We start from the raw sequence: 24,718 nt of genomic DNA on the forward strand, positions 1-24,718 counted from the left end.
AAATACCGCCTGACGATCAGCCTTTCCGGTTGCCGGGATTTAGCTCACAACGGCTCAAGTCAGAGCCCGATCACCGACAACATGACGAATGTGGCGAACAGGACGAAATGGGTCATGCCCTCGATGGCATTGGTTTCGCCGTCATTGAGGTTGATGGCAGCAACGATCAGGGTAATCGTCACCATCACCGTCTGCACCGGCGTCATCGCCATGATGAAGGGCTGGCCGGTATAGAGCGCGATCGCCTCCATCACCGGCACCGTCAGGATGACGGTCGACAACGATGCGCCAAGCGCGATGTTGACGACGGCTTGCATCCGGTTGGCAAGGGCCGCGCGCATCGCCGTCATGATTTCCGGCGAGGCGGAAATGGCCGCAACGACGATCGCCGCCAGGACCGGCGGGGCACCGGTTCCCTTGAGCCCGGCCGTCAGCAGCCCCGACATGACTTCGGCAAGCGCGCCGATGATGACGATACCGACGACCAAGATGGCAATCGAAACCGCCACCGGCTCATCCTCGGACGAGTGCTTTTCACCGCCCTCGCGCTTGGGGTAGCTGTAGCTGAAGAAATAGCTGTGCACCCCAACCTGCATTTTCAGGAAGACAGCGTAAAGTGTCACCATCGCCACAATGGTGAAGGCCGAATAGAGGTGCCATTTGGCTTCAGGAACGAATTCCGGCACCACCATCGAAATGCCCATCGCGGTCAGGATCATCACGCTATAGGTCCGGCTGGAGTCGTCGTTATAAGATTGCTCGCCGTGCTTCAGGCCGCCCAGTAGTGCTGCCAGCCCGAGAATACCGTTGATATCGAGCATGACGGCGGCATAGATCGTATCGCGCACCAGGGTTGGCGAGATCTCTTCGCCGCTCATCATGATCGCCAGGATGATGACTTCGACGAGCACCGCCGACAAGGTCAGGATCATCGTGCCGTAGGGATCGCCGACCTTGGCAGCCAGCACTTCGGCATGATGGGCGACCCGTAATGAAGCGAGCACGATGGCAAAGACCAGAACGGCTGCACCGGCAAGAGCCGCCACCTGCCCGTTTTCCAGCAACGCATGTTCGAGCAGGAAGCCGGCAGCCGCCAAAACCAGTGCTGCGCCCAAGAGGATTTCGGACTTCAAAATCGAGAACAAATGCTGCGCCTCGCAACCAGCGGGATGGGTCCACTGGAGTATAGGCGGCATGCGGCGTATTTCAATTGGACCGTGCCCCTGATTGCGCCGCGAAAGAGGCAGGATTATTTTCCTTTACTGCTTTACTCAACGTCACATTTTGACTATTCTGCACAGACACCCAATCAAGACAGCAAGAAGCCAGAACACACAGGAAAGCGTCACGCTTCACCGCTTGCAGGATGCGCAACGATGTTTTCACATGACCGGATCTGGAGTGCGATCGATGCGCTCGCCGAACGGCACCAGCTGTCCCCTTCGGGCCTTGCCCGGCGGGCTGGGCTCGATCCGACCTCTTTCAACAAGTCCAAGCGCCATTCGGCCGATGGGCGCGAGCGCTGGCCCTCGACGGAATCGATCGCCAAGGTGCTTGACGCGACTGGCTCGACGATCAACCAGTTCATGGACTTCCTGCGGCCGGGACCTGCATCCGGAGCCGTGCCGGAGGGTGCTTTTCCGCCGCAGGCCGGCTCTATTCCGCTGCTCGGCTTTGCGCAGGCTGGGGCCGGCGGTTTCTTCGACGATGGCGGCTTTCCGGCAGGCCAGGGTTGGGATGTCGTCGAATTTCCGGCAGCTCCCGGCACGAAGGCTGGCGTCTATGCACTGGAAATCCAGGGCGACAGCATGTTGCCGCTCTATCGCGACGGCGATGTGCTGATCGTCGAACCCGGCGCACAGATTCGCCGCGGTGACCGCGTGGTGGTCAAGACCACCGAGGGCGAAGTGATGGCCAAGGTGCTGGTACGCCAGACCCCGCGCAGCATCGAGCTGCTCTCGCTCAATCCCGAACACCCCAACCGCACATTCGAACTCAGCGACGTCGAGTGGATCGCCCGCATCATCTGGGCCAGCCAATAGGACAGTTTTCCTGATGAAGCGGCATCTGCTCACCATTGGCGGCGGCTTGGCCGGAATTGCTCTGACCGTAGCGCTTCTGCAGGCAGGCGCGTCGGTCATCCAGGGGCGGCAGGACGCCCAAACCTCGGATTTCACGCTCGAAACACCTGACATTGCCGATGTGCCCGATCTGGCCGACGGAGGAATGGATCCCGCCAAAACCACGGCCGGCGAGGACACGCCAGTGCTTGCTGCACCCGCCGACCCTGCGCACGAAGATCCCGCAACCACTGTTTCCACCGGCAACGCGCTGCCCCAGGCAGAGGACAAAACCGTGCGCGATATCGCGCCGGAACAGTTCGGACTGCCGGACGAAGTACCAGCAAAACCGCTGGAGCGTATCGAGCCGCGCACGCCGCTGTCGCAACCTCTTGCCCGGCCGGAGCCGGTTCCCGCCGTCCTGCGTCATCCGGTTGCGCTGTCCGCTGGCCTTATCCAGTTCGGCGACCGGTTGCTGCAACTTGAGGGGATCGAGCCGGAAAAGGCGGATCGCATCTGCGGCGAAACAGGCAAGACATGGCCCTGCGGCATGGTGGCCCAAACCGCCTTCCGCAATTTCCTGCGGGCGCGCGCACTTTTATGCACCGTGCCGAAAAATGGCTGGCAGGGAACACTGACCACCGCCTGCAGCGTCAACAACATCGACCCCGCTGGCTGGCTTGCCGAAAACGGCTGGGCGGACGCGGCCGCAGGATCGCCGCTCGCCGGCAAAGTGGCCACCGCCCGCCAGTCCCGTCTCGGCTTTTTCGGCGATGATCCACGCGATTTGAACACCGCGCCCGCGCCGCGGGAGGAGACGCTGCACCCGGGGGATGCGGAGACCGGCGTTGATATGACCGGTGAGGGCTTGTAGACGGCTGCAATGGTTCATACCTCACAGAACCGGTACAGCAACACGGATATCCCATGCCCAATACCATGAGCCATCACGAAGCCCTTATCTACGTCATGGTGATGATGTCGGCCGTCGACACGGCCATGACCGATACGGAACTGGAACGTATCGGCAGACTGACCAGTTTCCTGCCGGTCTTTGACGGTTTCGACCATGACCACCTGATGCATGCCGCACGCGAATGCACTGCCCTTCTCGACGGCCCGGAGGGGTTGGACATTGCACTCGAAGTCGTGCGCGAAGCCCTTCCCGCGCGCCTCTACGACACGGCTTACGCGCTGGCAGTCGAGATTGCCGCCGCTGACCTTTCGATCGTCCAGGAGGAAATCCGGCTGCTGCAATTGCTGCGTGACCGGCTGGGACTGGACAAACTGACCTGCGCTGCCATCGAGCGCGGCGCCATGGCCCGCTTCCGCAAGTGAAAGAAAGCGGATTTCCGCTTCACGCCAAAGTGCATTCATCTTGATCACCGCGCCGATAGAATGGCTGCCGGCGAGACAAGGATGGGAGAGGTATGACGGTACAGATATTCGGCATCGGCGAACCGGCCTGGCGCCTGGCCTTCTTTGCCGCAATCTTCCTGTCGCTTGCCGCACTCGAATTGGCTCACCCCCGGCTGGAGCGCCCGGAACTGATGCGGGCGCTGAAAGCGCGGCGGTGGTTTACCAACCTGTCCATCCTCGTCCTGTCGTCGCTGATGTTGCGGCTGATCTTTCCGGCTGCGGCCACCGGGATCGCCCTGTTCGCAGACGCGCACGGATACGGACTTTTACCGATGCTCGGGCTGCCACCCTTCGTCAGCGGTGTTTTGGCCTTCATCATTCTCGATTTCGCCATCTGGCTGGAGCATGTGATCTTTCACAAGGTGCCGCTGTTCTGGCGCATTCACCGGGTTCACCATGCCGACACCGGGCTGGACCTGACAACGGCGCTGCGCTTCCATCCGCTGGAAATCCTCTTGTCGGTGCTGTGGAAATCGGCCGTCATCGTTTCGATCGGCGCGCCGCCCGTCAGCGTCCTGATCTTCGAAATCGTCCTGAATGGCGCAGCCATGTTCAACCACGCCAATCTGAAACTTCCCGCCCGCGCCGATCTTGTGTTGCGCCGCCTGATCGTCACGCCGGACATGCATAGCATCCATCACTCCACCGATCCGGACGAGACCGACACGAACTACGGTTTCAACCTTTCCGTCTGGGACCGGCTGTTTTCAACCTACCGGGAACGCTCGAAATGCCCGCCGGACACCATGGAGATCGGGCTTGCCCAGTATCCCGGCGCTTCGCCTGCACGGCTCGTCTGGTCGCTGCTGCTGCCGTTCCGAAAGCTGGAATGACAGCCGTTCAATAGATTCCGGCCGGAAAATAGCGCAGGTAGATCTCGTTCAGCCGGCCCTTGCGGGACAGCTCCAGCAGCGCGTGGTCGATCGCCTGCGTCAGTGCGGAATCTCCCTTGCGGTTCATGATCGCCAATCCCTCGCCCAGGAAGCGTTGCGAGAAATAGGCGCCGTCGATCAGCGCGCAGCAACCGGCGGCATCGCTGCCGGCCGTCCAGAAGGATAATTGCATGCCGTCTGAAAACACTGCGGCGACGCTTCCCTGCTTCAAAGCGGCCAGCATTGTGTCTCGGCTCGGGAACGGCCGCACATCGAGTTTCGGAAAGAATGCCTTGAGCATGGCCTCATGCGTGGTTCCCGACACGGTTCCAACCGGTTTTCCCGCCAGCCCTGCCACCGAAAGATTGCTTCCCATCACCTGACGGTTGGCCGCAAAGCGGGCCGGAAGTTGCATGAATGCGCGCGAAAAGGCGAACCGTTGCCGCAGTTCCGCGCTGGTACCAATCCCGGCGATCACAGCTTCCCCTTGTCCGCCCTCAAGCGCTGGCAGCAACTCCGCGAAGGTCACGGCCTGGATCTGGCACTTGGCGTCGATTTCCAGTTCGCGGCAGATTTCGCGGACCAGATCAACATGGAAACCGGCAAGTTTGCCGGACTGGTCGATGAAGTTGAACGGCGGAAAATCGACAGTGGTCAGGAACCGCAGGCGCGCCAGGCCACTCAGGTCCGGCTTCGCGATCCGCTCCCGCGCGTCGAACAACAGCGGCAGATCGTTAACCCCCTCCGCCGCACGGGGTGCAGCCGGAAAAGTTGCAACCAGCAACACGCACAGCGAGAAAATCCCGTAAAATTTTAGAGATGCACGGAAAGCGCGTAACATTATGATCATTCCCGGGACAAGATAGGGGGTTTGCCGCGTCACGCGGCAATGGGGTTTTCATGCGTCTGGAAGAATATCCGGACAATTCCGGAATGGCTACCGCGAATGAACCGCCGGCCGGGCGATCGCAGCCTGATACCGCCGTGGGAGGATTCGCGCCTGCATTGAAGCACGAGGGACGGCTGCTACTTCAAATGGGTATCGGCAAACCTTCGATTGCGCGGGCCATGCAGCTTGCGCAGGCGCATGGAACGACCGTCGAAGACGAATTGCTCGCATCCGGCGAGATCGACGAGACACTCTATTTCGAGGCACTGGCGGAAACACTGGGGCTTGATTTCCTGCCCGTGATCGATCCCGGCCGTGTTCAGGACGTAGAGGGGCTCGATACCCAGCTCACGCGGCCGGAAATAATCCGGGTCCATCATGCGAGCCGTCCACCGGTCACCGTCATCGTTCCTTCGTTAAACCGCATTGCCGGGCTTGCATCCCTTTTACAGCGCATGCCGCAGCTTCGCCCGTCACTCGCCGCCTCCACGCCATCAACGGTGCGTGACACCGCCTGGCGGGCCGGACGCCAACGGCGCGTTTCGGCGGTGACGCGTGCGCTCTTCGAGACCGTACCACTCCACAGTGCCCGCATCACCTTCTGGGGCAAACAGGGTTTTTATGCCGGGATTGCGCTGTGCACCATGGCCGTAGCCGCAGTCGTTATTCCGCTCGTCAGCATGCTGATCCTGCATATCGTGCTGACGCTGTTCTACCTTGCCAATTTCCTGGTGCGGCTTTACGCACTCGGCTTCGCCCTGCTGCAGACGCGCGGAGAGCAACAACAACACGCACCAGACACCCCCGGGCCGCTGCCGGTCTATTCGGTGCTTGTCGCGCTCTACAGAGAAGAGAGCGTCGTAGCGCAACTTGTCCAGGCGCTCGACCAGCTCGACTGGCCACGCTCGCGCCTCGACATAAAGCTGATCTGCGAGGAGGACGATATCGCAACCATCGCCGCGCTCAGGGCTTTGCGGCTGGCGCGCGAATACGAGATCGTTCTGGTACCTGTCCACATGCCCCGCACCAAGCCGAAGGCCTTGGCCTATGCGCTTCCCGGCGTTCGCGGCACCTATGTGACCGTCTATGATGCCGAAGACCGGCCGCATCCCGGCCAGTTGCGCGAGGCTCATGCGGCCTTTACGGCGGCACCGCCGCAGGTCATTTGCCTGCAGGCGCCGCTGATCATCACCAATGCGCGGCAATCCTGGTGGAGCGCGTTGTTTGCCCTGGAATATGCCGGACTGTTTCGTGGTCTTTTGCCGATGCTGTCCCTGACCGGCCTGCCCTTGCCGCTTGGCGGAACGTCCAATCATTTTCGCACAATGGAGCTGAAACAGGTCGGCGGTTGGGACCCTTACAACATGACAGAGGATGCCGATCTGGGGCTGCGGCTGTACCGGCTTGGCTATCGCTCGCGCGTCATCTTCAAGCCGACGCTTGAAGAAGCGCCGGTCTCGCGGTCCGTCTGGCTTGGCCAACGCACCCGCTGGTTCAAGGGTTGGCTGCAAACATGGCTGGTGTTGATGCGCAAACCCGGGCAACTGGCGGGTGAGATGGGGTGGCCCGCCTTCATCGTCTTCCAGATCCTGATTGCCGGCCTGCTGCTCTCCGCACTCAGTCATCCCATCATTGTCGGCTTCCTCGCCTATCTGACATGGTTGATATTGGACGATAGGCCCTCCTCGGAAAGCTGGCTGACTTTCTGGCTGTTTACCTGTGATATCATCAATATCTTCGGCAGTTACGCGGTCTTCATCTCACTCGGCCGGAACCGGATGACAGGCCGTGAGAAGCGCGCAGTAGGCTGGCGCTGGATTTTCGTGCCTATCTACTGGCTGGCCATGTCCCTGGCGGCGTGGAAAGCCCTGCTGGAGTTGCGAACCAACCCGTTTTCCTGGAACAAGACACCGCACGTCCCCGTCAGCGGGCACGGCGAGTGTTGACGCTGCTCACTGTTTGGAAGGCGAGCAGGCCGTATGCTTGAAGGGCGTAGAGATTAAGCGCAGCACCACTTGAGAAACAAAGTGGAGCGGGTAGCGGGAATCGAACCCGCACGATCAGCTTGGGAAGCTGACAAGCTACCACTACATCATACCCGCCTTGCGCTGGAGGTTTCCACCAAGCACGGCTGCCTGTCAAGGCGGCAGCCGGTTTTGCGGGCGTCTATTTACTCCGAGCGGAAATGCTTGGAGAGTTTCAGGCCCTGCGCCTGGTAGTTGGAACCAAGTCCGAGACCGTAAAGACCTTCGGGACGCTCCATCATATGTTCATAGACCAGACGGCCGACGATCTGGCCGTGTTCGAGGATGAACGGAACTTCATGGCTGCGGACTTCGAGCACGGCGCGGCTGCCCTTGCCACCCGCCGAGACATGGCCAAAGCCCGGATCGAAGAAACCGGCATAGTGGACGCGGAATTCGCCGACCAGCGGATCGAACGGGGTCATTTCAGCGGCGTAAAGCGGCGGGACGTGCACGGCTTCGCGCGAGACAAGGATATAGAACTCGTCGGGATCGAGGATCAGTTCGTCGCGGCCGCGGCTGTAGAGCGGCTCCCAGAAATCAAAGATGCCGTGCTCGGCCTTCTTGTCGACATCGACAACGGCCGTGTGGTGCTTGCCACGGTAGCCGATCAAGCCGTCGGCGCCGGTGCCTTTCAGATCGATCGACAGCGCGATGCCGGCGCCTGAGACGTTCGGCTTGTCGCTGGCAACGAGGACGTCGCTTTCATGCAGCGCCAGGACTTCCGTTTCGGTGAGCAGCGCATGGCCGACGCGAAAACGGATCTGCGACAGGCGCGAGCCGCGCCGGACGATGACCGGGAACGTCCGCGGGCTGATTTCGAGATAGAGTGGGCCGGAATAGCCGGCCGGGATCTTGTCGAACTCCTGAGCCCGGTCGGTAATGACGCGGGTGAAGATATCGAGGCGGCCGGTCGAACTCTTCGGATTGGCCGAGGCCGACATATCCGGCGACAGGTCGAGGCTTTCCATCAGTGGCACGATGTAGACGCAGCCGGTTTCCAGAACCGCACCTTCGGTAAGGTCAATAACGTGCAGTTTCAGCCGGTCGAGCTTGTCGGCTACCAGATGGCTGGGGCCGGGCATGAAGCTGGCACGGACCCGGAAGGCCTTCGAACCGAGGCGCAGATCGAGGCTGGCCGGCTGGATCTGGTCGGCATCGAGCTTCGCCTCGCTTTTCAACCGCCCCGCATCAAACAGCGCAGCAATGGCGCGATCAGCTAGAATGCCTGTGGCCCTGGTCATTTCCATCGTCCTCTTTGCCGCTACCGGCACGTCATAACTCAAATTGTCCCTGTGACATATCTTGTTGTTCACGGGAATTGACGCAAGCGCGCCTTATCAGTAAATACGAACTTATCCCGTGGTGATTTGGCCGGTCGGCTTGCAGCCACGTTAAACAAATAGCTAAAAAGGCCGGGTTTGAAACCGGCTTGCTTTTTCGCGGCCGGTTTTTTTTGTGTTGAAAGAGACGATCGATGAGCAAAAATTGGCGCCCCGCGACCCAGCTCGTTCACGGCGGCACGACCCGTTCAAACCATGGTGAAACCTCCGAAGCCATCTTCATGACGCAGGGCTTCGTCTACGAAACTTCCGAAGCCGCAGAAGCGCGCTTCAAGGGCGAGACGGACGGCTTCATCTATGCCCGTTACGGCAGCCCGACCAACGATATGTTCGAACAACGCATGTGCGCGCTGGAAGGTGCCGAGGATGCGCGCGCTACCGCGTCCGGCATGGCCGCTGTTTCGGCTGCGATCCTTTGCCAGCTGAAGGCCGGCGATCATATCGTTGCAGCCCGCGCCCTGTTCGGCTCCTGCCGCTGGGTAGTGGAAACGCTGGCGCCGAAATACGGCATCGAATTCACCCTGATCGACGGCCGTTTCCTTGAAAACTGGGAAAAGGCCGTCAGGCCGAACACCAAGGTGTTCTTCCTCGAAAGCCCGACCAATCCGACACTGGAAGTGGTCGATATTGCCGGAGTCGCCAAGATCGCCAATCAGATCGGCGCCAAGGTCATCGTCGACAACGTTTTTGCAACCCCGCTCCTGCAAAAGCCGCTGGAACTGGGCGCCCATATCGTCGTCTACTCCGCCACCAAGCATATCGACGGTCAGGGCCGTTGCCTCGGCGGCGTGATCCTTTCCGACAAGGAATGGATCAGCGAACACCTGCAGGATTATTTCCGCCACACAGGGCCTGCTCTGTCGCCGTTCAATGCCTGGACGCTGTTGAAGGGCATCGAAACCCTGCCGTTGCGTGTGCGCCAGCAGAGCGAGAATGCCGCGCGTCTCGCCGACTTCCTCGCCGAACAGAAGCAGGTCGCCAAGGTGATCTACCCCGGCCGCAAGGACCATCCGCAGGCCGATATCATCGCCCGGCAGATGAAGGGTGGCTCGACACTGGTCTGCTTCGAGCTGAAGGGCGGCAAGGAAGCTGCCTTTGCGCTGCAGAACGCGCTGGATGTCGTGCTGATCTCCAACAATCTCGGCGATAGCAAGAGCCTGATCACCCATCCGGCGACGACGACGCACAAGAACCTTTCGGACGAAGCCCGCGCCGAACTCGGCATTTCGCCCGGCACCGTGCGCTTCTCGGCCGGGATCGAGGACAGTGAGGATTTGATCGAGGATTTTGCCCGCGCGCTGAAGTCGGTCCAGGCCTGATTATTGAATTTTGTGAAACGCCCTTATCTCCGGATGCGGGCGTTTTTCTATGCCTGGCTCTCTCTTTTGAAACTCGCTCTGGCCAGCATGGTGCGCGACAGCGCCGTATAGAAACAGACGAGCGCGAAGATCACCGCGATCTCGGAAAACCATTGCGGGAACAGGCAGAAAGCCAGGAAGACAGCGATCGTTTCGGTCGCCTCGGCAAGTCCCGTGGTGAAATAGAGCGACTTGGCACCGCGCACCTCCGTCGAGAGACCGCGCCTTTCGGCCATGATCGAAAAAGCAAGGAAGCTGGCGCCGTTGACATAGAAAGACAGCAGCAGCAGCCCGCCGGCAATGCCATTCTCATAGGGATCGGCAAGGATGAAGGCGAACGGGATGAGACCGTAGAAGGCGAAATCGAGCACGATATCGAGAAAGCCGCCGAAATCGGTTTTTTGGGTCGATCGCGCGACGGCACCGTCGAGGCCGTCACAAATCCGGCTGATCCCGATCAGAATGAAAGCCCAGACGTAAGAATCCAGGACGATAGCGACCGCAGCCGCGAGACCGATCAGAAAGCCGGTGACGGTGACGGTGTTCGCCGTGATACCATGACCAGCCAAAGCGCTGCCAGCCCGCTCCAGCCAAGGGTCAATCCACCGCCTCACATGACCGTCGAGCATGCCGTACCCTATCCTTACAGTTTACCCTATGCGTTATTCTTGACGAAACCATCTTGCTGTAGAATATCGCCTATGGACTTGAAAAGGGTTTGCATATGTACCGCGCGCTGACACGCGACATCGAGGTGACCGTCGAGCCTTATTATCTGGAGGAGCAGTCCGATCCGGATGACAGCCGCTATGTCTGGGGTTACCGGATCCTGATTTCGAACCTGTCCGGCGAGACAGTCCGGCTGATGACGCGCTATTGGCATATCACCGATGAAAACGGCCAGGTCGATGAGGTCAACGGCCCAGGTGTGATCGGCGAGCAGCCGGTTCTCAATCCCGGCGACACCTATGAATATTCATCCGGCTGCCCGCTCGATACACCATCCGGCGTCATGTTCGGCCATTATTCGATGGAAAACACGCACGGGGAGTCGTTCACCGTCGACATCCCCGCTTTCTCGCTGGATTCGCCCGGCCAGAACCGGACCTTGAATTAGAGCCGCAGCGTTTTTACTGCGGCTTCACTTCCGTCGCTTCAAACCGGTAGGTCGTCGAGCAGAATTCGCAGGTGACCGATACCAGTCCATCCTCGGCCGCGTGATCGATATCATCCTGGCTGAGGCTTGCCAGAACATCCCGCAGTTTTTCGCGCGAGCAGCTGCATTTGTCATAGACCGCTTGTGGCGGATAGACCTTGACGCCGCGCTCGTGGAACAGCCGGTAGAGCAGACGCTCGGTACCCACGGTCGGATCGGTCAGTTCGTCGGCATCGATGGTCTGGACCATGACGCTGGCTTCATCCCACAAATCATCGACCGCAAGAGCGCCGTTGCCGTCATCCCCGTCGCCACCATGCAGATCGGCCTGGCGCATACGATCCGGCGCGTCCGGCAGGAACTGCGCAACCATGCCACCAGCCCGCCAGCGATGACGCGGCTTGCCGTTTTCATCGCGGTCGAGCAGTTCTGCGACGCCAAGGCGGACCTTGGTCGGGATCTGTTCCGACTGGCGGAAATAGACGCCGGCAATTTCCTCCAGCGAGGCTCCGTCGAGCGGCACGATGCCCTGATAGCGCTGCATATGCGCACCCTGATCGATGGTGAACGCAAGAACGCCCTCGCCCAGCAGATGCTGAGGCTGGGTCAGGCCGTTCTCTTCAGCAATCTTCAGAGCCTCTTCATCGTAGCGGGCATAGGCGCGTACCCGGTCCGGCGTCGCGAAATCGGCGACGACCAGATCGACCGGACCATTGCTCTTGGTCTGGATGATCAGCTTGCCTTCGAACTTCAATGACGTACCGAGAAGTACCGTTAGAACGACGGTTTCAGCGACGAGACGGGCGACCGGCAGCGGATAATTGTGGCGCTCGAGGATCGCGTCCAGCATCGGGCCGAGCTGGACGGCGCGGCCGCGCACATCAAGGCCTTCCACCTGAAACGGCACGACATGATCGTCACCGGCGTAATCGAACTGGCCAAGGCCCACGTTTGCTTCCGTCATCGCTCTAACTCCTAGCCCTCGAACGTCTGCCCGCCGTGAAGGCCGGGACGCTGTTCGATGCTTCTATTGATCCTGGGCAGGCCGGTTTTGTCCAGATCGCTCCTGAAAAAACGGCCGTCGCTCTGCCGCCTCCAATCAGGACGGCGGCGCGGATGGATGGTTGCTTTTGAATACGAACGACCGGCGAAGGCGGACACGCCACCTGCCGGTCATCAGCTTGATGCATAGATCGTGTGCCGCTGCCCGGTTTTCAATATGCCGGGCCAGACCGCTAGAGCGCGCCAAGGCACCAGGCAAGGACGGATTTTTGCGCGTGCAGGCGGTTCTCGGCTTCATCGAACACCACCGACTGCTTGCCATCGATCACATCATCCGTCACCTCCTCGCCACGATGGGCAGGCAGGCAGTGCATGAACAGCGCATCCTTGTCGGCCTTCGCCATCAGCGCGGCGTTAACCTGGAAGGGCTGGAAGACGTTGTGGCCACGGGCGCGGTGTTCCTGGTTCATCGATACCCAGGTGTCGGTAACCACGCAATGGGCGCCATCCACGGCCTGATCGGCATCATGATAGAGCTTTATATCGCCACCATTGTTGCGCGCCCAGTTGAGGATCTTGTCGTCAGGCTCCGAACCGAGCGGCACAGCCATGTTCATCCGGTAGCCGAACTGCGCCGAGCCTTCGATGAAGGAGTGCAGCACGTTGTTGCCGTCGCCGGTCCAGGCAATCGTCTTGCCCTTTACCGGGCCTGCATGCTCCTCGAACGTCATGATATCGGCCATGATCTGGCAGGGATGCGTCGCATCCGTCAGTCCGTTGATCACCGGCACGGTGGCATGCTCGGCCAGTTCCAGCAGCCGATTGTGATCAGTGGTGCGGATCATGATCGCATCGACATAGCGCGAAAGAACCTTGGCGGTATCGCCGATGGTTTCGGCGCGACCGAGCTGCATTTCGGTGCCGGACAGGAACAACGTCTCGCCGCCAAGCTGGCGCATACCGACATCAAAGGACACGCGGGTGCGCGTCGAAGGCTTTTCGAAGATCATCGCCAGCATCTTGCCGGCCAGCGGCTTTTCAGCGGTGCCGGCCTTGGTGGCAGCCTTGCGCACGCGGGCGTCTTCGATGATCGACCGCAAGTCGGTTGTCGTCATGGCAGAAAGATCGAGAAAGTGTCTGGTACCGGCCATTCTATTCAGAGTCCTGTGTTTTTCAGCGTGTCAGTGAAGCGTCGTTCAGGCCGATGCCTGTCGTCGCTCCGCTGTCAGCTGTTCGGCGGCGCGCTCGAGACGCGCCAGGCCTTCACGGGCTTCCTCGGCCGTCGTCACCAGTGGCGGCAGCAGGCGGATAACGTTTTCGCCCGCTGGTACCGCCAGCAGCCGTTCGGCACGGATGGCCTTCAGGAGATCGGCAGACGGCACCTTGGCCTTGATGCCGAGCATCAGGCCCTCGCCACGGATTTCCTCAATAATCTCGGGGAAACGATCGGCAAGTGAAGCAAGCCCCTGGCGGAAGACCAGCGAGACATCGCGGACGTGCTGGAGAAAATCATCGGCCATGATGACATCCATCACGGCATTGCCGACAGCCATGGCCAGCGGATTGCCGCCATAGGTCGAGCCGTGGGTGCCCGCGACCATGCCGGAGGCTGCCTCTGCCGTGGCAAGGCAGGCGCCGAGCGGGAAGCCACCGCCGATACCCTTGGCAACCGCCATGATATCCGGCGTTACGCCCGCCCATTCATAGGCAAAAAGCTTGCCAGTGCGGCCGACACCGGACTGGACCTCATCGAGGATGAGCAGCAGGCCATACTCGTCACAGAGCGCACGCAGTTCCTGCAGGAATTCCTTCGAAACGGTGCGGATACCACCCTCACCCTGGATCGGCTCGATCAGGATCGCGGCAGTCTCTTCGCTGATGGCAGCCTTCAGGGCGCCCATGTCGCCAAACGGCACCTGATAGAAACCCGGCGCCTTGGGGCCGAAGCCTTCCAGGTACTTCGCCTGCCCACCGGCAGCGATGGTCGCCAGTGTGCGGCCGTGGAACGCGCCTTCAAAGGTAATGATGTGGAATTTTTCAGGCTGACCCTTGGCGAAATGATAGCGCCGCGCCGTCTTGATCGCGCATTCGAGCGCTTCTGCACCGGAATTGGTGAAGAACACCTTGTCGGCGAACGTCGCTTCCGTCAGGCGGCGGCTGAGGCTTTCCTGGCCGGGGACTTCATAGAGATTTGACAGGTGCCAGACCTTGTCCGCCTGCTCCTTCAATGCCGATACAAGATGCGGATGTGCATGACCGAGCGAATTGACCGCCACACCGGCGGCGAAATCGAGATAACGGGTGCCGTCCTCAGCAATCAGCCAGACGCCTTCGCCGCGCTCAAACCGCAAGGGTGCGCGTGCATATGTGTCATAAAGCGGCGTGGCATCGGCCATGGCGCATGTCTCCTCAAACCATCACGGCCATTGTATAAACGGCGCCGTCAACAAGGCTGTGACCAGCCCATAAAAAATCAAAATGCCGCCTTTCGGCGGCAATGGCACTATCTTCACTTCGCAATGCGATGTCAACAAAAGCCCATGATTTCCAGCAATTCGCGGATATACAGCGGCCGCAAATTTTTTAGCCGGATACCCTTGCAAAAATGCCACGCATCGCAAGCAAGTTGGGGAAAACTCGGAAATCGATTCGGTGGGATTCTCCGGACTCTTGTCAGGGAGTCCCACGGGCTCTACGTTAAGAAATAATTACTAGAACGCATGCGGCGGACCTAGTCACCAAAAGTGTTATCGCGTTTCAGCCTCGGGTTACACCCAGGGCTCGGTGGAGGATTCGACCATCACCAACGCTGGGAATGGAGACAAGACCATGAACTGGACTGACGAGCGGGTCGAAAAACTCAAGAAATTGTGGGCCGAAGGCTTGAGCGCGAGCCAGATCGCAGCACAGCTCGGCGGCGTCAGCCGTAATGCCGTCATCGGCAAGGTTCACCGTCTCTGCCTGCCCGGCCGCGCAAAGGCTGGTGGCAGCACGGCAACGGCCCGCGTCAAGCGCCCGGCACCTTCCGCCGCACCACGCGCACCGAACTATACCGCATCGCGCATCACCGCCACCCGCACAGTGACCCGCACCACCGGTGCGACCGTCATGAAGGAAGAGGTGGAAATCGACGCGATCGAGAATCTGGAGACAGCACCGGCTGGCAACAACGTTGTTATTCCGATGTCTCGCCGTCTGGTCCTGACCGAGCTGACCGACCGTACCTGCAAGTGGCCGATCGGCGATCCGATGAAGGACGAGTTTCACTTCTGCGGCAACGATTCCCCGGACACTTCGCCGTACTGCACCTTCCACGCCAAGCTGGCCTACCAGCCGTCCGGCGAGCGCCGCCGGGCACGCTAAGGCCGGATCGGCCGTGCGTTTTGTCAATCCCATCCCGTTTGTACGGGATATCAGCATCTCGAAAATCTTCTATAGCGAGATGCTGGGATTGGCAGTCAGCCGTGATTTCGGCAATTTCGTCTTATTTGAAACGGGATTTGCCATCCATGATGGCAAATCCCTCGAAACGACGGTCTGGGGACAGCCGTCAGACGTTTCCGGGCCGTACGGCCGTCAAAATATCCTGCTCTATTTCGAACATGATGATCTGGATGCGCTTTTCGGGCGCATCGGCAGCCTTGTAAACCTCATCCACCCCATCGAGACGCAGGCTTGGGGCCAGAGGGTTTTCCGCTTCTACGATCCGGATGGTCACGCCATCGAGATTGGAGAACCGCTCGGCAACGCCTGACGGTTCTTTCCTGTACGATTTCAGCTTTCCAGGGAATAGCCCGCGCCGCGCACTGTACGGATCACGTCCTGCATATTGGAAAAGTTCAATGCTTTGCGCAGGCGGCCGACATGGACGTCGACGGTGCGTTCATCGACATAGATATCGTGGCCCCAGACGCCATCCAGCAGCTGTGAACGCGAAAAGACCCGGCCCGGCGATGCCATGAAGAATTCCAAGAGACGGAACTCCGTCGGCCCGAGACGGACCTCGCGCGTCTTGCGGTGGACACGGTGGGTTTCGCGGTCGAGTTCGATATCGCCGCACTTCAGCAGCGTCGACAGCACTTCCGGCTTGGCGCGGCGCAACATCGCCTTCACCCGCGCCATCAGTTCCGGCGTCGAGAACGGCTTGACGACGTAATCGTCGGCGCCCGTAGCCAGACCGCGAACACGCTCACTCTCTTCGCCACGCGCTGTCAGCATGATGATCGGTAGCCGTTCGGTTTCCGGACGCTGGCGCAGCCGGCGGCACAGTTCGATCCCGGAAACACCCGGCAACATCCAATCGAGGATCAGGAGATCGGGCAGACGTTCCTGCAGGCGCATTTCCGCCTCGTCGCCACGGTTGATGGTGTCGACTTCGAACCCTTCGGCCTCGAGATTGTATCGGAGGAGGACGCTCAGCGCCTCTTCGTCTTCAACAACGGCAATTCTTGGCAACATTCAGTTCTGCTCCTTGGCGTCCGGCCGGATGGCCGGAGGCGTGCCGAGCGGCTCCAGCGGCCGCTCGCGCGATCATTGCGTAAGAATTTACTTACTTTCTCAGGCGATCAGTTGCCGATCGCACCGACCGTATTGGCTGTGTCGTCCTTTGGACGTTCGCCAGCCGGCTGCGCGCCGGTCGCCATGTAGTAGATTGTTTCGGCGATATTGGTGGCATGGTCGCCGATGCGCTCGATGTTCTTGGCGCAGAACAGAAGATGCGTGCACGGCGTGATGTTACGCGGGTCTTCCATCATGTAGGTCAGGAGTTCGCGGAACAGCGACGTGTAGATCGCGTCGATCTCGTTGTCGCGTTCGCGGATGCTATTGGCCTTTTCCGGCGAGCGGGAGGCATAGACATCGAGCACTTCCTTGAGCTGAACGAGCGCAAGCTCGGCCAGATGCTCCAGACCACGGGCCAGTTGGCGCGGCAGGCTGGCGCTCGCGACCGCGATGACGCGCTTGGCGTTGTTCTTGCCAAGGTCACCGACCCGTTCAAGATCGGCGGCAATGCGGATCGATCCCATGATTTCGCGCAGGTCGGCAGCCATCGGCTGGCGCTTGGCGATGGTGACAATGGCCTTTTCGCCGATCTGGCGTTCGGCCTCGTCGAGAATGGCGTCGTCGGAAATGACCTTCTGGGCAAGCGCCAGGTCGGAATTGACCAAGGCGCGTACGGATTCGGCCACCATCTGTTCGGCCAGACCGCCCATCTCGGAGATGCGCCGGGTCAGGTACTTCAGATCTTCGTCGTAGACGGAAGCAATGTGCGTAGACATGATTGTTTTTCCTTGCGATCACAATCCGGGTTGGAAGACCACCACCCTGCCCTCATGACAGGGTGGCAAGCTCAGTCCTCAGCCGAAGCGGCCCATGATGTAATCCTGGGTCCGTTGGTCATCCGGGTTGGTGAACATCTTGTCGGTGTCGTTTTCCTCGACGAGATTGCCGAGGTGGAACATCGCGGTCCGCTGCGACACGCGGGCTGCCTGCTGCATCGAGTGTGTGACAATGACGATCGTGTAGTTTGTCCGCAGCTCGTGGATCAGTTCCTCGACCTTGGCGGTCGCGATCGGGTCCAGGGCCGAGCACGGCTCGTCCATTAGGATGACTTCCGGGCTGACCGCAACGGCGCGGGCAATGCACAGGCGCTGCTGCTGACCACCGGAGAGGCCGGTGCCGGATTCATGCAAGCGGTCCTTCACTTCATTCCAGAGGCCGGCCTTCTGAAGGCTCGTCTCGACGATCTGATCGAGGTCCGCTTTGGTGCGGGCGAGGCCATGGATCTTCGGACCGTAGGTGACGTTCTCGTAGATCGACTTCGGGAACGGGTTCGGCTTCTGGAACACCATGCCGACGCGGGCGCGGAGTTCGACGACGTCGATGCTCGGGTCGTAGATATCGCCGTCATCAAGGGTGATCTTCCCGGTGACGCGGCAGCTGTCGATCGTGTCGTTCATGCGGTTGAGCGTGCGCAGGAACGTCGACTTGCCGCAGCCCGACGGGCCGATCAGCGCGGTGACGGTGTTTTCGCGAACGTTGAGGTTTACATCGAAAAGCGCGCGCTTCTCGCCGTAATAAACCGAAACGTCCTTTCCGATCATCTTGAAGGGAACAGTGTTCATTTTCTGGTCCAGCGCCTTTTCAACTGCTGCTTCTGACATCATGTTCATGTTCTTACCTCACTACCAGCGACGCTCAAAGCGACGCCGCAACAGGATTGCGCCAAGGTTCATGACGACGAGGAAGATCAAGAGGATCATGATCGCACCCGAAGTCCGTTCGACAAATGCACGTTCGGCTTCGTTGGCCCACATGTAGATCTGGACCGGCAGAGCAGTGGACGGGTCCATCGGCGAGCCCGGATAGTCGACAACGAAGGCCACCATGCCGATCAGGAGCAGCGGCGCGGTTTCGCCGAGCGCATGTGCCAGGCCGATGATCGTACCGGTCAGGACGCCCGGCATGGCGAGCGGCAGGACGTGATGGAAGATGGTCTGCATCTTGGAAGCACCGAGACCCAAGGCTGCCGAGCGGATCGACGGAGGAACCGCCTTCAGAGCTGCTCGGGTGGCGATGATGATCGTCGGCAGCGTCATCAGCGTCAGCACCAGGCCACCAACGACGGCAGCCGAACGGGGCATGCCGGCGAAGTTGATGAAGATCGACAGGCCGAGCAGACCGTAGACGATAGACGGCACCGCCGCGAGGTTGTTGATGTTGACCTCGATCAGATCGGTGAGCCGGTTCTTCGGCGCGAACTCTTCGAGATAGATCGACGCCGCGACGCCGATCGGAAGGGCAAGCACAAGGACGATCAGCATCATGTAGAGCGAGCCGAGGGCGGCGACGCCGATACCCGACGCCTCAGGACGGCTCGATGCACCATAGGTGAACAGCCCGGTATTGAACTGCTTGGCCATTGCGCCGGTTTCGGACAGCTTCTTCATCCATTCGATCTGCTGATCCTTCACCTTGCGGTTGGCTTCAGCAACGGTCAGGTCGATCTGGCCCTTGTTGGCGCTATCGATATTGCCTTCCGCCAGAAGCGAAACAGTGGCGGTGGTACCGATGATCGCCGGATTGGCAACGACGAGATCGCGCAACTGTGTGCGGGCACTGGCCGAAACCATGTCCGTCGCCTGCTTGACGAGCGGCTTGTTGGCGGGATCGATGCCGAGGGCCTTTACCAGCGCGTCACGCACCAGCAGCGGATAATTCGCCGTCATCAACTTGGCGGGATTGGCGCCACGTTCGTTCTTCGGATCGATGATCTTTTCCGAAAACTCGATCGGCAGGGTAATCGCCGTCTGCTGGAAGGCCGTGTAGCCTTTGGAGACAACGGTCCACAACAGCACGAACAGAAAGAACAGGCCGATCAGGATAGCTGTCAGGCCGTAAGCCTTGAAGCGGCGTTCGGCAGCATAGCGCCTCTTGATGCCGATATCGCGTCTTGCCTGCGCCGGGCGCACAAAGGTGGACTGTACGGAGGATGTCATGTCGGTCATTCGTACTGTTCCCGATACTTGCGCACGATGTAGAGTGCATAGATGTTGAGGCAGAGCGTGATGGCAAACAGAGTGATGCCAAGAGCGAAAGCCACCAGCGTCTGCGGCGAGTTGAACTCAAGGTCGCCCGTCAGCTGATTGACGATCTTGACGGTGACCGTGGTCATCGCCTCGAACGGGTTGAGCTGCATGCGGGCGGCAACACCGGCAGCCAGCACCACGATCATTGTTTCACCGACAGCACGCGAGGCCGTCAGCAGCAGGGCGCCGACGATACCGGGCAGCGCCGCCGGCAGGATGACGCGCTTGATCGTCTCAGAGCGCGTCGCACCGAGGCCGAGCGAGCCGTCGCGCAGCGAGCGGGGGACCTGCGTGATGATGTCATCCGACAATGAGGACACGAACGGGATCAGCATGATGCCCATGACGAGACCGGCTGTCAGAACGCTCTGTGCCTGGATGAAATTGACATAGTTGCCAGTGACCAGGCCGTTCAGCTGGGCGGAGATATCGCGCAGGAAAGGCCCGACGGTCACCAGCGCGAAGAAGCCGTAGACGATAGTCGGGATACCGGCGAGAATTTCCAAGAGCGGCTTAGCGATGCCACGCACGACGGGCTTTGCATATTCCGCCATGTAAATGGCCGCGAACAGGCCGACCGGCACAGCAAACAACATGGCGACAAGAGCGATGTAGAGCGTGCCCGCGAGAAGCGGCAGAAGACCGAACTGGCCTTCCGTGCCACCGCTGCCGGCTGCCGAAAAGCGCGGGTCCCAGACCGTGCCGAAGAAGAACGCACTCGGGGACACCGACTGGAAGAACCGGATGGCCTCCGACAGCATGGAGCCGACGATACCGACCGTTGTCAGGATCGCGATCGAAGAGGCAACAAGGAGCGTGCCCAGCATGACGCGCTCGACGCGGTTTCTGGCCCGGAACGGCGCGCTGATACCGCGAATGGCGAAGACGGCCCCGGCAATAGCAATGATCAGCACGACTAGGCTCATTACCCACCGGCTGCCATCTCTGAGGGAATTATAGTGCTGCGCGGCTTCCACCATGTAGGGCTCGCCGGCATTTGCCATCGGCACACCCTTGGCGGCCAGCGCCTCCCGAAGGTTGCTGGAGCCGCTGGTGACGGCCGCAAGCTCATCGCTGCTCAGCCGCTTCAGGCCGTTGGCTACCTGCATAACCTGACCGAGCATCAGCTCGGTGGTCGCAGCGCCCTGGCTTTTCACCGTATCCGGCAAGGCGGAGCGCACGGAATTTTCAATGAAGAACGGGCTGGCAAGAAGCCATACGGCAAGAACGAACGCAGCCGGCAGGACCGCCCAGATGGCAACATAGACGCCATGATAACCAGGAAGCGAATGCAGGGCGGAAAGCTTGCCTTTGGAGCTGGCCATCGCGCGCGCGTCCGGCAAAATATGCCGCAAGGCCAACGATCAAAATGATCAAAAGAATAAGAGAAGTGCTCATCGATATGTCCCCCCGGCTTTTCACTCATTGAAAGCCGGCAAATCCGCATACTCGGGATGCCCGGCACGGCAAAGCTGCCGTGCCGGTTTTTGCACTAAATTAGAGCATGTTACCGTCGGTGAAGGCCTTGCGGTCGGCTTCGCGCTCGGCATCCGGAGCCGGAACGAGACCGTAGGCAGCCAGCGGGCTGTCCGGGCCGACCATCTGGTCGTCGAGGAAGAATTCAACATATTCCTTCAGGCCCGGGATAACGCCGAGGTGAGCCTTCTTGACGTAGAAGAACAGCGGGCGCGAAACCGGATATTCGCCCGAAGCGATCGTTGCGCCCGACGGGACAACGCCGCTGACGGTCGCGACCTTCAGCTTGTCAGCGTTGTTTTCATAGAAGGACAGGCCGAAAACGCCGATGCCGTTCTTGTTGGAAGCGATACGGGCGAGCGTTTCGGTGTAGTCGCCATCGATGTCGATCGCCAGACCGTCCTTACGGACGGCGATGCACTTCTTGGCAGCTTCCTTTTCGTCGGCGACGAGACCCTTGATGGCAACGTCAGCGCCAGCGTCCTTGCAGCCGTGAGCCAGCATCTTTTCGTCGAAGACTTCGCGCGTGCCGTGCTTTTCGCCCGGGATGTAAGCAGCGATTTCTACGTCCGGCAGGTCTTTGTTGACTTCCGACCACTTCTTGTAGGGATTGGCAACGAGCTTGCCGTCGATGACGAGCTCAGCGGCGAGCGCGAGGTAGAGGTCCTTCGGAACGAGCTTCAGATCGGCATTGCCGCTGTCCGTTGCGAAGACGATGCCGTCATAACCGATCTTGACTTCCTGGACTTCGGTAACGCCGGCTGCCTTGCAGGTTTCCAGCTCGCTGTCCTTGATCTGGCGCGATGCATTGGCGATGTCGATCGTGTCCGGGCCAACGCCCTTGCAGAATTCCTTGAGGCCCGCACCGGTGCCGCCGGATTCAACAACCGGGGTCTTGAAGTCAGGGAAGGTTTCGCCGAACGTTTCGGCAACGATCTTTGCATAAGGCAGAACGGTCGAGGAGCCGGCAACCTGGATCTGGTCGCGAGCAATGGCAACGCCTGCAAACGCGGCGGATGCAACCAGAGCTGCAACAGTAAGTTTCAAGGACTTCATCAGAATACTCCCGTAATGGGCTTGTGTGGGTGCGCTTTTCACCAGCGCTCGCTTTCGCCGTGTCGATCGGCCGCCCTAGTTAGCGCCCGATGCCCACACCTTTTATGTCAACTTGACGAAACATTTGTGACATATCAATCAATTGAAATAATTGACTATTTTCTAAAAATGACATTTTCGGAGACAGGTTTGTGTCAAAACCTCACGGTAAAGACCGTGCCCTTGCCGACTTCAGACTGAACCAGCAGCCTGGCGCGATGCCGGGTGAGGATATGCTTGACGATGGCAAGCCCGAGGCCCGTGCCTTTTTTCGACCGGCTGGCCTCGACATTCACCCGGTAGAATCGTTCGGTAATGCGCGGAACGTGCTCCGCGGGAATGCCCGGCCCGTGATCGCGAACGGAAACTTCTGCCGGAGCATCACCTCCACCGGAGAGCGTGACCTCGACCTTTTTGCCCTCCTGGCCGTATTTGCAGGCGTTTTCGATCAGGTTCTCAAAGACTTCCGTCAGCTCGTCACGGTCACCCTGCACGGTCACTGGCTCATCCGGCACGATCAGCGAAATTTCGACACCGACGTCTTCAGCAAGTGGTGCCAGAGCATCGCGGACATGACCAAGCAGCGGCCCCAGGCTGATCGCTTCATCCGGCGCGATATGGGACTTGAGTTCCAGCCGCGACAGGGACAGGAGATCATCGACCAGCCTGCTCATCCGCGTCGCCTGCTCGTGCATGATGCCGAGAAACTTTTCGTGTGCCTTCTGGTCGTTGCGCGCAGGCCCTTGCAAAGTCTCGATAAAACCGCGCAACGAGGCCAGCGGCGTTCTCAGTTCATGGCTGGCATTGGCGACGAAATCGGAGCGCATCCGGTCGATCCGACGCGCCTGGGAAATATCCCTGTAGGACAGGACATAAAGCCGCTTGTCGGCCCGCTGGCCAACCTCGGCCGGCGCGACCCGGACGATGTAGACCGCGTCGGATGGAAACCGCTCCGAATGTTCGATCTGGTTGACCTTGCCGGTGACGATGGTCTCGCGAACCATATCGAGGATGCCGGGCGAACGCACCCGTGCCGACAGGTCCGTGTTCGGCGGAATGGTGCCGAACGCCTTTTCCGCCGCCTGATTTTGTAAAAGCACTGTTTCATCGGGTGCGACCACCAAAATTGGCGTGTCGAGTGCATTGAAGCCCGTCGCGAGCATGTCGAGATCGGTTTCTTCCACCACGGACGGCACGGCAACCGGAATCGGCGGCTTGGTGTCTGCGGAACGATTGAACAGGACCGTCATCCAGACAAGCCAGAACAGCAGCACAGCTGCGGCATGAATGCCCGAAAAAACGAGACCTGCAGCGGCAGCAACGGACAGGCCGATGACCCATTTCTCCGACTTGGCGGTCTCTTTCAGTCGAACCCAGACGTTGTTTGTATCTTCCAAGATTTTCTCACGAGCACGGTGCAATTGACCGGTGATAGCGGAGGTTCATGACATGATTTTCACGGCATGCTTGAATTCGCAATGCAATTGTGGCCTCCTCCCATGAAATCGGCGACCGGCAGCAACAATATCCAGCGAGGGTACATCATGATGGACATGGAAAAAAACAAGCCGGTCGAACTCGTGATCAATGGCAAGGAGCGGGTTTTCGACATCGACAATCCGAAGCTGCCAGACTGGATCGACGACAAGGCGCTGGCTTCCGGCGACTACCCTTACGAAAAGAAATTCGACAGCGACGAATATGACGATCTTCTGGAAAAGCTGCAGATCGAGCTGGTGAAGGTCCAGTTCTGGCTGCAGGCGACCGGCAAGCGTGTTGTCGCCCTGTTCGAAGGGCGCGATGCGGCCGGCAAGGGCGGCTCCATCTATGCCATCCGGTCTTATATCAATCCCCGCTCCGCTCGCGTCGTTGCCCTGCCCAAACCCACCGAGACGGAACAGGGACAGTGGTATTATCAGCGCTATATCTCGCATTTTCCGACGGCCGGTGAATTCGTGATGTTCGACCGATCCTGGTACAACCGGGGCGGCGTTGAACCTGTCATGGGCTTCTGCACGCCAGAACAGCACAAGAAGTTCCTGAACCAGACGCCGCGGCTTGAAAAGCTGATCACCGGCGATGACATCCATTTCTTCAAGTTCTGGCTGGATATCGGCCGGGAAATGCAGTTGAAGCGGTTTCACGACCGCCGTCACGATCCGCTGAAAGTCTGGAAGCTCTCGCCGATGGACATTGCGGCGCTGACCAAGTGGGACGACTACACCGAGGCGCGCGACACGATGCTGCGGGAAACGCATACCGACCATGCGCCCTGGGTTGTCGTTCGCGCCAACGACAAGAAACGTGCGCATCTCAACCTGATCCGTCACCTTCTGAATTCGGCCGATTATGACGGCAAGGACGAGAAGGCGATCGGCAAGATCGATGACAAGATTCTCGGCTTCGGCCACGGCTTTGTGAAATAGCCGCAGCGCTTA

At 59.9% G+C, this 24,718-nt stretch carries 23 protein-coding genes, 1 tRNA gene, 1 pseudogene and 1 riboswitch; of the genes and pseudogenes, 10 read left to right on the forward strand and 15 right to left on the reverse strand.

The features are described from left to right. Nucleotides 1-59 precede the first annotated feature (59 nt). Nucleotides 60-1,145, reverse strand: coding sequence for a calcium:proton antiporter (locus tag ASD36_RS04700; RefSeq protein WP_060501368.1), 1,086 nt, complete (start codon nucleotides 1,143-1,145; stop codon nucleotides 60-62). Between the two features lie 231 nt (nucleotides 1,146-1,376). Here ASD36_RS04700 and ASD36_RS04705 point away from each other — a divergent pair, with 231 nt between their 5' ends. The 4 genes from ASD36_RS04705 to ASD36_RS04720 all read left to right on the forward strand — a co-directional run bounded on the left by ASD36_RS04705 (nucleotide 1,377) and on the right by ASD36_RS04720 (nucleotide 4,312). Then, nucleotides 1,377-2,042 (forward strand): helix-turn-helix transcriptional regulator, encoded by a 666-nt coding sequence (locus ASD36_RS04705; RefSeq protein WP_060500606.1) that lies wholly within the window; start codon nucleotides 1,377-1,379, stop codon nucleotides 2,040-2,042. Nucleotides 2,043-2,055: 13 nt separating this feature from the next. Further along, on the forward strand, nucleotides 2,056-2,934 hold the full coding sequence (locus tag ASD36_RS04710) for a thermonuclease family protein (protein ID WP_060500608.1): 879 nt from the start codon (nucleotides 2,056-2,058) through the stop codon (nucleotides 2,932-2,934). 53 nt (nucleotides 2,935-2,987) lie between these two features. Then, nucleotides 2,988-3,398 carry a tellurite resistance TerB family protein gene (locus tag ASD36_RS04715; RefSeq protein WP_060500610.1) on the forward strand — a complete coding sequence of 137 codons (411 nt, stop codon included), beginning with the start codon at nucleotides 2,988-2,990 and terminating at the stop codon, nucleotides 3,396-3,398. A gap of 92 nt (nucleotides 3,399-3,490) precedes the next feature. Further along, the gene (locus ASD36_RS04720; protein WP_060500612.1) at nucleotides 3,491-4,312 is read left to right on the forward strand and encodes a sterol desaturase family protein; all 822 of its coding nucleotides are present in this window, start codon (nucleotides 3,491-3,493) and stop codon (nucleotides 4,310-4,312) included. Between the two features lie 7 nt (nucleotides 4,313-4,319). Here ASD36_RS04720 and ASD36_RS04725 read toward each other — a convergent pair whose 3' ends face one another. Next, complete coding sequence (locus tag ASD36_RS04725; RefSeq protein WP_060501369.1) at nucleotides 4,320-5,192, reverse strand: transporter substrate-binding domain-containing protein; 873 nt, start codon at nucleotides 5,190-5,192, stop codon at nucleotides 4,320-4,322. 92 nt (nucleotides 5,193-5,284) lie between these two features. Here ASD36_RS04725 and ASD36_RS04730 point away from each other — a divergent pair, with 92 nt between their 5' ends. Beyond that, complete coding sequence (locus ASD36_RS04730; RefSeq protein WP_244481790.1) at nucleotides 5,285-7,186, forward strand: glycosyltransferase family 2 protein; 1,902 nt, start codon at nucleotides 5,285-5,287, stop codon at nucleotides 7,184-7,186. A gap of 82 nt (nucleotides 7,187-7,268) precedes the next feature. Here ASD36_RS04730 and ASD36_RS04735 read toward each other — a convergent pair. Both ASD36_RS04735 and ASD36_RS04740 read right to left on the reverse strand, forming a co-directional pair. Further along, nucleotides 7,269-7,342, reverse strand: a tRNA-Gly gene (locus ASD36_RS04735). Nucleotides 7,343-7,410: 68 nt separating this feature from the next. Then, the gene (locus ASD36_RS04740; RefSeq protein WP_060501371.1) at nucleotides 7,411-8,508 is read right to left on the reverse strand and encodes a 2'-deoxycytidine 5'-triphosphate deaminase; all 1,098 of its coding nucleotides are present in this window, start codon (nucleotides 8,506-8,508) and stop codon (nucleotides 7,411-7,413) included. A gap of 108 nt (nucleotides 8,509-8,616) precedes the next feature. Next, nucleotides 8,617-8,695: riboswitch (SAM riboswitch) on the forward strand. 46 nt (nucleotides 8,696-8,741) lie between these two features. Between ASD36_RS04740 and ASD36_RS04745 the strand changes: the two genes are divergently transcribed. Continuing rightward, the gene (locus ASD36_RS04745) at nucleotides 8,742-9,926 is read left to right on the forward strand and encodes an O-succinylhomoserine sulfhydrylase (RefSeq protein WP_060500616.1); all 1,185 of its coding nucleotides are present in this window, start codon (nucleotides 8,742-8,744) and stop codon (nucleotides 9,924-9,926) included. Nucleotides 9,927-9,973: 47 nt separating this feature from the next. Here the strand turns inward: ASD36_RS04745 and ASD36_RS04750 are convergent, their stop codons facing one another. Then, nucleotides 9,974-10,594, reverse strand: coding sequence for a CDP-alcohol phosphatidyltransferase family protein (locus ASD36_RS04750; RefSeq protein ID WP_060500618.1), 621 nt, complete (start codon nucleotides 10,592-10,594; stop codon nucleotides 9,974-9,976). Nucleotides 10,595-10,689: 95 nt separating this feature from the next. On the opposite strand from ASD36_RS04750, the gene apaG reads away from it, so the two are divergent. Then, the gene (apaG, locus tag ASD36_RS04755; protein ID WP_060500620.1) at nucleotides 10,690-11,082 is read left to right on the forward strand and encodes a Co2+/Mg2+ efflux protein ApaG; all 393 of its coding nucleotides are present in this window, start codon (nucleotides 10,690-10,692) and stop codon (nucleotides 11,080-11,082) included. Between the two features lie 13 nt (nucleotides 11,083-11,095). On the opposite strand, the gene ASD36_RS04760 is transcribed toward apaG, so the two are convergent. From ASD36_RS04760 to ASD36_RS04775, 3 genes are all read right to left on the reverse strand, one after another. Then, entirely contained in the window at nucleotides 11,096-12,085 is a 990-nt protein-coding gene (locus ASD36_RS04760; protein ID WP_060500622.1) for an Hsp33 family molecular chaperone, read from the reverse strand. Nucleotides 12,086-12,356: 271 nt separating this feature from the next. After that, complete coding sequence (argF, locus tag ASD36_RS04770) at nucleotides 12,357-13,274, reverse strand: ornithine carbamoyltransferase (RefSeq protein WP_060500626.1); 918 nt, start codon at nucleotides 13,272-13,274, stop codon at nucleotides 12,357-12,359. A 45-nt stretch (nucleotides 13,275-13,319) separates the two neighbouring features. Then, a complete protein-coding gene (locus ASD36_RS04775) occupies nucleotides 13,320-14,519 on the reverse strand; it encodes an aspartate aminotransferase family protein (RefSeq protein ID WP_060500628.1) in 1,200 nt (399 codons plus the stop codon). A 433-nt stretch (nucleotides 14,520-14,952) separates the two neighbouring features. On the opposite strand from ASD36_RS04775, the gene ASD36_RS04780 reads away from it, so the two are divergent. Together ASD36_RS04780 and ASD36_RS04785 are read left to right on the forward strand one after the other, a co-directional pair. Continuing rightward, on the forward strand, nucleotides 14,953-15,486 hold the full coding sequence (locus ASD36_RS04780) for a GcrA family cell cycle regulator (RefSeq protein ID WP_060500630.1): 534 nt from the start codon (nucleotides 14,953-14,955) through the stop codon (nucleotides 15,484-15,486). A 13-nt stretch (nucleotides 15,487-15,499) separates the two neighbouring features. Beyond that, a complete protein-coding gene (locus ASD36_RS04785) occupies nucleotides 15,500-15,877 on the forward strand; it encodes a VOC family protein (RefSeq protein WP_060500632.1) in 378 nt (125 codons plus the stop codon). 20 nt (nucleotides 15,878-15,897) lie between these two features. Here the strand turns inward: ASD36_RS04785 and phoB are convergent, their stop codons facing one another. The 7 genes and pseudogenes from phoB to phoR form a co-directional block, all read right to left on the reverse strand. Next, entirely contained in the window at nucleotides 15,898-16,581 is a 684-nt protein-coding gene (gene phoB / locus ASD36_RS04790; protein WP_060500634.1) for a phosphate regulon transcriptional regulator PhoB, read from the reverse strand. A gap of 107 nt (nucleotides 16,582-16,688) precedes the next feature. Continuing rightward, a complete protein-coding gene (gene phoU / locus ASD36_RS04795) occupies nucleotides 16,689-17,402 on the reverse strand; it encodes a phosphate signaling complex protein PhoU (RefSeq protein ID WP_060500636.1) in 714 nt (237 codons plus the stop codon). A gap of 75 nt (nucleotides 17,403-17,477) precedes the next feature. Next, nucleotides 17,478-18,293 carry a phosphate ABC transporter ATP-binding protein PstB gene (pstB, locus tag ASD36_RS04800; protein WP_060500638.1) on the reverse strand — a complete coding sequence of 272 codons (816 nt, stop codon included), beginning with the start codon at nucleotides 18,291-18,293 and terminating at the stop codon, nucleotides 17,478-17,480. A gap of 12 nt (nucleotides 18,294-18,305) precedes the next feature. Beyond that, nucleotides 18,306-19,628 (reverse strand): phosphate ABC transporter permease PstA, encoded by a 1,323-nt coding sequence (gene pstA, locus ASD36_RS04805; RefSeq protein ID WP_060500641.1) that lies wholly within the window; start codon nucleotides 19,626-19,628, stop codon nucleotides 18,306-18,308. Then, nucleotides 19,625-21,107 (reverse strand): annotated as a pseudogene (gene pstC, locus ASD36_RS04810) (phosphate ABC transporter permease subunit PstC). The gene pstA and the pseudogene pstC overlap by 4 nt, the downstream one beginning before the upstream one ends. 99 nt (nucleotides 21,108-21,206) lie before the next feature. Continuing rightward, nucleotides 21,207-22,241 (reverse strand): substrate-binding domain-containing protein, encoded by a 1,035-nt coding sequence (locus tag ASD36_RS04815; protein ID WP_060500645.1) that lies wholly within the window; start codon nucleotides 22,239-22,241, stop codon nucleotides 21,207-21,209. Between the two features lie 194 nt (nucleotides 22,242-22,435). Then, nucleotides 22,436-23,677, reverse strand: coding sequence for a phosphate regulon sensor histidine kinase PhoR (gene phoR / locus ASD36_RS04820; protein WP_060500647.1), 1,242 nt, complete (start codon nucleotides 23,675-23,677; stop codon nucleotides 22,436-22,438). A 150-nt stretch (nucleotides 23,678-23,827) separates the two neighbouring features. Between phoR and ppk2 the strand changes: the two genes are divergently transcribed. Beyond that, nucleotides 23,828-24,706 carry a polyphosphate kinase 2 gene (gene ppk2 / locus ASD36_RS04825; protein WP_200954878.1) on the forward strand — a complete coding sequence of 293 codons (879 nt, stop codon included), beginning with the start codon at nucleotides 23,828-23,830 and terminating at the stop codon, nucleotides 24,704-24,706. Nucleotides 24,707-24,718: the final 12 nt, after the last annotated feature.

It is taken from the genome of Rhizobium sp. Root1334, from assembly GCF_001426665.1.
Taxonomy (GTDB): domain Bacteria; phylum Pseudomonadota; class Alphaproteobacteria; order Rhizobiales; family Rhizobiaceae; genus Pararhizobium.

Excerpts from the sequence above, each read along its gene's own strand:
- ASD36_RS04715 (WP_060500610.1), top strand. The coding sequence starts at position 2,988 with ATGCCCAATACCATGAGCCATCACGAAGCCCTTATCTACGTCATGGTG.
- argF (WP_060500626.1), bottom strand. The coding sequence starts at position 13,274 with ATGGCCGGTACCAGACACTTTCTCGATCTTTCTGCCATGACGACAACC.
- ASD36_RS04745 (WP_060500616.1), top strand. The coding sequence starts at position 8,742 with ATGAGCAAAAATTGGCGCCCCGCGACCCAGCTCGTTCACGGCGGCACG.
- ASD36_RS04760 (WP_060500622.1), bottom strand. The coding sequence starts at position 12,085 with ATGACGGAAGCAAACGTGGGCCTTGGCCAGTTCGATTACGCCGGTGAC.
- ASD36_RS04775 (WP_060500628.1), bottom strand. The coding sequence starts at position 14,519 with ATGGCCGATGCCACGCCGCTTTATGACACATATGCACGCGCACCCTTG.
- ASD36_RS04730 (WP_244481790.1), top strand. The coding sequence starts at position 5,285 with ATGGCTACCGCGAATGAACCGCCGGCCGGGCGATCGCAGCCTGATACC.
- ASD36_RS04720 (WP_060500612.1), top strand. The coding sequence starts at position 3,491 with ATGACGGTACAGATATTCGGCATCGGCGAACCGGCCTGGCGCCTGGCC.
- phoB (WP_060500634.1), bottom strand. The coding sequence starts at position 16,581 with ATGTTGCCAAGAATTGCCGTTGTTGAAGACGAAGAGGCGCTGAGCGTC.
- ASD36_RS04815 (WP_060500645.1), bottom strand. The coding sequence starts at position 22,241 with ATGAAGTCCTTGAAACTTACTGTTGCAGCTCTGGTTGCATCCGCCGCG.
- ASD36_RS04780 (WP_060500630.1), top strand. The coding sequence starts at position 14,953 with ATGAACTGGACTGACGAGCGGGTCGAAAAACTCAAGAAATTGTGGGCC.
- apaG (WP_060500620.1), top strand. The coding sequence starts at position 10,690 with ATGTACCGCGCGCTGACACGCGACATCGAGGTGACCGTCGAGCCTTAT.
- ppk2 (WP_200954878.1), top strand. The coding sequence starts at position 23,828 with ATGGACATGGAAAAAAACAAGCCGGTCGAACTCGTGATCAATGGCAAG.
- ASD36_RS04710 (WP_060500608.1), top strand. The coding sequence starts at position 2,056 with ATGAAGCGGCATCTGCTCACCATTGGCGGCGGCTTGGCCGGAATTGCT.
- ASD36_RS04725 (WP_060501369.1), bottom strand. The coding sequence starts at position 5,192 with ATGTTACGCGCTTTCCGTGCATCTCTAAAATTTTACGGGATTTTCTCG.
- pstA (WP_060500641.1), bottom strand. The coding sequence starts at position 19,628 with ATGACCGACATGACATCCTCCGTACAGTCCACCTTTGTGCGCCCGGCG.
- ASD36_RS04750 (WP_060500618.1), bottom strand. The coding sequence starts at position 10,594 with ATGCTCGACGGTCATGTGAGGCGGTGGATTGACCCTTGGCTGGAGCGG.
- pstB (WP_060500638.1), bottom strand. The coding sequence starts at position 18,293 with ATGAACATGATGTCAGAAGCAGCAGTTGAAAAGGCGCTGGACCAGAAA.
- ASD36_RS04740 (WP_060501371.1), bottom strand. The coding sequence starts at position 8,508 with ATGACCAGGGCCACAGGCATTCTAGCTGATCGCGCCATTGCTGCGCTG.
- ASD36_RS04705 (WP_060500606.1), top strand. The coding sequence starts at position 1,377 with ATGTTTTCACATGACCGGATCTGGAGTGCGATCGATGCGCTCGCCGAA.